3 protein-coding genes, 3 pseudogenes and 1 riboswitch are annotated in these 6151 nt (G+C 72.2%); of the genes and pseudogenes, 5 read left to right on the forward strand and 1 reads right to left on the reverse strand.

All coding sequences use genetic code 11. The features are described from left to right. Positions 1–16: 16 nt before the first annotated feature. Positions 17–119, forward strand: a riboswitch (glycine riboswitch). A gap of 46 nt (positions 120–165) precedes the next feature. The 5 genes and pseudogenes from A6A08_RS16920 to A6A08_RS16940 all read left to right on the forward strand — a co-directional run. Continuing rightward, positions 166–817 (forward strand): annotated as a pseudogene (locus tag A6A08_RS16920) (glycine cleavage system protein T); the annotation flags it as partial. Between the two features lies 1 nt (position 818). Next, positions 819–1561, forward strand: a pseudogene (locus tag A6A08_RS16925) (glycine cleavage T C-terminal barrel domain-containing protein); the annotation flags it as partial. A 155-nt stretch (positions 1562–1716) separates the two neighbouring features. Further along, positions 1717–2097, forward strand: coding sequence for a glycine cleavage system protein GcvH (gene gcvH / locus A6A08_RS16930; protein WP_073703592.1), 381 nt, complete (start codon positions 1717–1719; stop codon positions 2095–2097). Between the two features lie 7 nt (positions 2098–2104). Continuing rightward, positions 2105–3373, forward strand: coding sequence for a serine hydroxymethyltransferase (gene glyA, locus A6A08_RS16935; protein WP_073703593.1), 1269 nt, complete (start codon positions 2105–2107; stop codon positions 3371–3373). A gap of 70 nt (positions 3374–3443) precedes the next feature. Beyond that, a complete protein-coding gene (locus tag A6A08_RS16940) occupies positions 3444–4856 on the forward strand; it encodes an L-serine ammonia-lyase (RefSeq protein ID WP_073703594.1) in 1413 nt (470 codons plus the stop codon). 451 nt (positions 4857–5307) lie between these two features. Here A6A08_RS16940 and A6A08_RS16945 read toward each other — a convergent pair. After that, a pseudogene (locus tag A6A08_RS16945) lies at positions 5308–6151 on the reverse strand (sodium:solute symporter family protein); the annotation flags it as partial.

Genomic DNA, 6151 nt, shown 5'->3' on the forward strand with positions numbered 1-6151 from the left:
CAGCGGACCGTACGGGCGAGACCACTCTGGAAAGCAGGGACGAGCCGTCCCTCGCCGAAGGTGCAAGCCACGCCGAGCGCATGGCGAAGCTCTCAGGCACCGATGACAGAGGGGGAGGATGGCAACGCCACTCACGTCACGACGCCCATCCTCTCGGGAGTGCCCATGTCAGAGCCCGCATCCGCGTCGCGCTCCACAGCGCTGCGCGAGGTCCACGAGAAGGCCGGTGCCACCCTCGTCGACTTCGCCGGATGGCTCATGCCGCTGCGCTACGGCAGTGAGACCGCCGAGCACAGGGCGGTGCGCGAGGCCGCAGGCCTGTTCGACCTCTCCCACATGGGCGAGATCCGGCTGACCGGCCCGCAGGCCGCCGAAGCCCTGGACCACGCCCTGGTGGGGCACCTGTCCCGGGTGAAGGTCGGCCGGGCCCGGTACTCCATGATCACCAACGAGGACGGCGGGGTCCTGGACGATCTCATCGTCTACCGGCTGGGCGAGGAGGAGTACCTCGTCGTGGCCAACGCCGTCAACGTGCCGGTCGTGGCCTCCGCCCTGGCCGAGCGGGCCTCCGGCTTCGACACCGAGGTCGCCGACGAGTCCGCCGACCACGCCCTGATCGCCGTCCAGGGCCCGCGCGCCGTGGACGTCCTGGCGCCGCTGACCGACGCGAACCTGGACGACATCCGCTACTACGCCGGATACGAGCACACCGTCGCCGGTGAGCCCGTCCTGCTCGCCCGCACCGGCTACACCGGCGAGGACGGCTTCGAGATCTTCGTCAGGCCCGCCACGAAGGCCCCGAAGGTGTGGGACGCCCNCGGTCGTGGCCTCCGCCCTGGCCGAGCGGGCCTCCGGCTTCGACACCGAGGTCGCCGACGAGTCCGCCGACCACGCCCTGATCGCCGTCCAGGGCCCGCGCGCCGTGGACGTCCTGGCGCCGCTGACCGACGCGAACCTGGACGACATCCGCTACTACGCCGGATACGAGCACACCGTCGCCGGTGAGCCCGTCCTGCTCGCCCGCACCGGCTACACCGGCGAGGACGGCTTCGAGATCTTCGTCAGGCCCGCCACGAAGGCCCCGAAGGTGTGGGACGCCCTCATGGCCGAGGGGGACAGGCACGGCCTCGTGCCCGCCGGGCTCTCCGCCCGCGACACCCTGCGCCTGGAGGCCGGGATGCCGCTGTACGGCCAGGAGCTCACCGCCGACCTCACCCCCTTCGACGCCGGCCTGGGCCGGGTGGTCAAGTTCGACAAGGGCGACTTCGTGGGCCGGGCCGCTCTGGAGGAGGCCTCGCGCACCTCCCGTCCCCGCCGCCTCATCGGCCTCCTCGCGCGCGGCCGCCGCCCGCTGCGCAGGGGCCAGGACGTGCTGCGCGACGGCGCGGTCGTCGGAACCATCACCAGCGGCGCGCCCTCTCCCACCCTGGGCCGCCCCATCGCCATGGCCTACGTGGACGGCGACCTCGACACCTCGACCGGCGCGTTCACCGTGGACGTGCGCGGACGGGGCGAGGACGTCGACGTGGTCGAGCTGCCGTTCTACAAGCGGCAGCCGTAGAGCAGGGGGCCTTCGCACCCCGAAGGCCCGTGCGCCCCGCACGGCGGGATCCCCGTACAGGGACCCGCACGCACGGGGCGCGACCGGGCGTAGGCCGGGCCGGGCAGCCTGCGGGCGCGCGGCAGGAAAATGGAACACCTCCAAGGAGAGTTGAAGTGAGCGTTCCCACGGAGCTGGGTTACACCGCCAAACACGAGTGGGTCGTGATCGAGGACGGGATCGCCACCGTCGGGATCACCTCGTTCGCCGCCGAGTCCCTGGGCGACATCGTCTACGTCGAGGTGCCCGAGGTCGGCGGCGAGGTGTCCGCGGGCGAGCCGTGCGGCGAGGTGGAGTCCACCAAGTCCGTCAGCGACATCTACTCACCGGTGAGCGGCGAGGTCGTCGAGGTCAACGAGGCCCTCGAAAGCGAGCCCGAGTCGGTCAACTCCGATCCCTTCGGAACCGGGTGGCTGTTCAGGGCCCGTGTCTCCGAGGAGCCCTCCGATCTGCTCTCCGCCGAGGAGTACACCAAGCTGACCGAAGGCGAGGAGTAGGCCCCCGATGGCTACTGACAACACGCTCAACAAGACGCTGGGCGAACTGGACCCCGAGGTGTCGGCCGCGGTCGACGCGGAGCTGGCCCGCCAGCGCGACACCCTGGAGATGATCGCCTCGGAGAACTTCGCTCCCCAGGCGGTCATCGAGGCGCAGGGCACCGTCCTGACCAACAAGTACGCGGAGGGCTATCCCGGCCGCCGCTACTACGGCGGGTGCGAGCACGTCGACGTCGTCGAGCAGCTCGCGATCGACCGCGCCAAGGCTCTGTTCGGCGCCGAGCACGCGAACGTGCAGCCGCACTCGGGCGCGCAGGCCAACACGGCCGTGTACTTCGCGCTGCTCAAGCCGGGTGACACCATCCTGGGCCTGGACCTGGCCCACGGCGGCCACCTGACCCACGGCATGAAGATCAACTACTCCGGCAAGGTCCTCAACGCGGTGGCCTACCACGTGCGCGACGAGGACGGCACCGTCGACTACGACGAGCTCGAGGCGCTCGCCGAGGAGCACCGGCCGAAGATGATCGTCGCCGGGTGGTCGGCCTACCCGCGCCAGCTGGACTTCGCCCGCTTCCGCAAGATCGCCGACTCGGTCGGCGCGCTGCTGATGGTGGACATGGCGCACTTCGCCGGCCTGGTCGCGGCGGGGCTGCACCCCAACCCGGTGCCGCACGCCGACGTGGTCACCACCACCACGCACAAGACCCTGGGCGGTCCGCGCGGCGGCATGATCCTGGCCAGGGCGGAGTACGGCAAGAAGATCAACTCCGCGGTGTTCCCCGGCATGCAGGGCGGGCCGCTGGAGCACGTGATCGCGGCCAAGGCGGTCTCGTTCAAGGTCGCGGCGGGCGAGGAGTTCGCCGAGCGCCAGCGGCGCACCGTCTCCGGTGCCAAGCTGCTCGCCGAGCGCCTGACCCGTCCGGACACGGCCGAGGTCGGCGTGAAGGTGCTCACCGGGGGCACGGACGTGCACCTGGTCCTGGTGGACCTGGTGGACTCCGAGCTCAACGGCCAGGAGGCCGAGGACCGCCTGCACTCGGTCGGGATCACGGTCAACCGCAACGCGGTGCCCAACGACCCGCGTCCGCCGATGGTCACCTCCGGCCTGCGGATCGGCACCCCGGCGCTGGCCACCCGCGGTTTCGGCGACGAGGACTTCGCCGAGGTCGCGGACATCATCGCCGAGGCGCTCAAGCCGGAGTTCGACGCCGCCGCGCTGCGCGGCCGCGTGCAGGCGCTGACCGCGAAGTACCCGCTCTACCCGAACCTGTAGAGCCCCGCCGTGCGGGGCCCGGTGCCCCGCACGGCGTCGCCCGGCCCTGTACTCAACGAGGAGGACAGCCATGGCCATCAGCGTGTTCGACCTGTTCAAGATCGGTATCGGCCCCTCCAGCTCGCACACCGTCGGGCCGATGAAGGCCGCGCGCACGTTCGTGGACGGACTGCGCGGGGACGGCCTGCTCGACGGCGTGGCCCGGGTGCGGGCCGAGCTGTACGGCTCCCTGGCCCTCACCGGCAAGGGGCACGGAAGCGACAAGGCCGTGGTCCTGGGGCTGATGGGGCACACCCCCGAGCACGTGGACGTGGACGCGGTGCCCGGCCTGGTCGAGCGGGTGCGCGAGGAGCGCACCCTGTACCTGGGCGGGCCCGACGGGCCGCCCGTGGCCTTCGACCCGGCCGTGGACGTGGACTTCCGGCGCAAGGAGAGCCTGCCCGACCACCCGAACGGGATGCGGTTCGTGGCGGTGGACCCCTACGGGGCCGAACTGGCCGCGAAGGTGTACTACTCGGTGGGCGGCGGGTTCGTCGTGGACGAGCGGGCCGCGGGCGCGGACCGGATCAAGCCGGACGACACCGTGCTGCCCCATCCCTTCGGCAGCGCCGAGGAACTGCTGGGGATCTGCGCCGAGACGGGGATGTCGATCAGCGCGGTGATGCTCGCCAACGAGCAGGCCTTCGGGCGCTCCCCGGAGGAGATCCGCGCCGAGCTGCTCACCGTCTGGGAGGCGATGCGCCAGTGCGTGCGCCGCGGCGTGACCACCGAGGGCAGCCTGCCCGGCGGGCTGAAGGTGCCCCGCAGGGCGCACCGCCTGTACCGGCAGCTGGGCGGCAACTGCGACGGGTCGGGCCTGCTGGCGCCGACGAGTGTGGACTCCGACCCCATGCGCGGCAGCGACTGGATCACCCTGTACGCGCTGGCGGTGAACGAGGAGAACGCCGCGGGCGGCCGGGTGGTGACCGCGCCGACCAACGGGGCGGCGGGCATCGTACCCGCGGTGCTGCACTACTACATGCACTTCAGCCCGGGCGCGGGCGAGGAGGGCGTGGTGCGCTTCCTGCTGACCGCCGGGGCGGTCGGCATCCTGTTCAAGCAGAACGCGTCGATCTCGGGCGCCGAGGTGGGCTGCCAGGGCGAGGTGGGCTCGGCCTCCTCGATGGCCGCCGCCGGCCTGGCCGAGGTGCTGGGCGGCACCCCCGCCCAGGTGGAGAACGCCGCGGAGATCGCCATGGAGCACAACCTGGGGCTGACCTGCGACCCGATCGGCGGCCTGGTGCAGGTGCCGTGCATCGAGCGCAACGCGCTGGCCTCGGTCAAGGCGATCAGCGCAGCGCGCATCGCGCTGCGCGGCGACGGCAGCCACTTCGTGTCCCTGGACAAGGTCATCCGGACCATGCGCGACACCGGCCGCGACATGATGGACAAGTACAAGGAGACCTCGCGCGGCGGCCTGGCCGTCAACGTCATCGAGTGCTGAGTGGCGCGGGAGGCGGACTCCGGAGAGGGCGTGGCGCCGCCGCGGACGCGGCTGGCCGTGGAGGAGGGCAACCCGCGGGCGCGGGCGCTGCACGGGAATCCGGGTAGGCCGCCTACGGCAGCGGGTCCACCCCCGGGACGCCGAGGAGGCGGGCGGGACGCTCACCCGGCACAAGGCACTGTGCGCCCTGGTGCGCGAACACCTGGCTGGGCCGTGTGCTTCGCCGGGTGTGCGACGGGACCCGTCCGCCGGGCCGTCGCGCGTTCCCTCACGGCGGCGCGCTCCTGCTCGGAGAAACCCTCCGTCCTCTCGGCGCCCCTCCCCCGTGGTGTTCGTGCCCATGGCCCCGGCCCTCCTCGGTCCCTGGCCGGGCCGCAGGACCTGTGACCGTCGGGCGCCGTCCTCCTCGGCGTCGGTCCTCCTTGCCAGTGCCCCGGAGGTCCGGCTCCGGTCAGGAGTTCGTGCCGACGGTGTCCGCGCCGTCGACCGCGGCCACCCGGCCGGGGTCGGGCGCCCTGGTGACCAGGCTGACCACCACGAGCGCCACGAGCGCTGCGGGCAGGGCGACGACGACCGCGTTGAGCCCGCCCGGCGTTCCGGCGGCCTGCCAGCCGATGGTGGTAGCGGCACCGGCCACCAGGGCCGCGACCGCGCCCGCGGTGGTCGCGCGCCTCCAGAACAGGACCGACAGGACGACCGGGGTGATCGCCGCCCCGTAGACCGTGTAGGAGTACATCTGCAGCTCCAGCACGGTCGGGAAGAACAGGCCGAGCGCGAACCCCAGGACCGCGATGCCCAGTACCGACAGGCGCTGAACCACCAGCTTGCGGCGCTCGTCCACCCGGTCGCCCGTGAACCGCGCGTACAGGTCGTAGGCGATGTTGGAGGCCGCCGAGAGCATGTACGAGGAGCCCGTCGTGATGACGAAGGCGACCGCCCCGGCCAGGATCAGGCCTCCCAGCACCGCGGGCATGTACCCCTCCGAGGCCAGGCTGAGGATCGCCATGTCGCCGTTGATGCCGGGCATCAGGACCGCGGCGGCGGTGGCGAGCAGCACGACGGGGACGAAGACGAAGAAGCTGCCCACCAGCATGCCGAGGGTGGCGGAGCGGGCCTCTCTCTCGTCCCTGGCCGCGGCCAGGCGCTGGTACATGTTCTGGTCGGCGAGCAGGAGGAGGAAGAGCGGCAGGAAGTAGCCGAGGAGCTGGAGGGCGGTCAGGCCGCCGGTGAAGGTGGTCGCCTGCTCCGGCAGGCCCTCCCAGTAGACGGCCGGTCCGCCGACCGCGGCGAACACC

It is taken from the genome of Nocardiopsis sp. TSRI0078 (assembly GCF_001905145.1).
In the GTDB taxonomy this organism is placed as follows: Bacteria; Actinomycetota; Actinomycetes; order Streptosporangiales; family Streptosporangiaceae; genus Nocardiopsis.

Excerpts from the sequence above, each read along its gene's own strand:
- glyA (WP_073703593.1), top strand. The coding sequence starts at position 2,105 with ATGGCTACTGACAACACGCTCAACAAGACGCTGGGCGAACTGGACCCC.
- A6A08_RS16940 (WP_073703594.1), top strand. The coding sequence starts at position 3,444 with ATGGCCATCAGCGTGTTCGACCTGTTCAAGATCGGTATCGGCCCCTCC.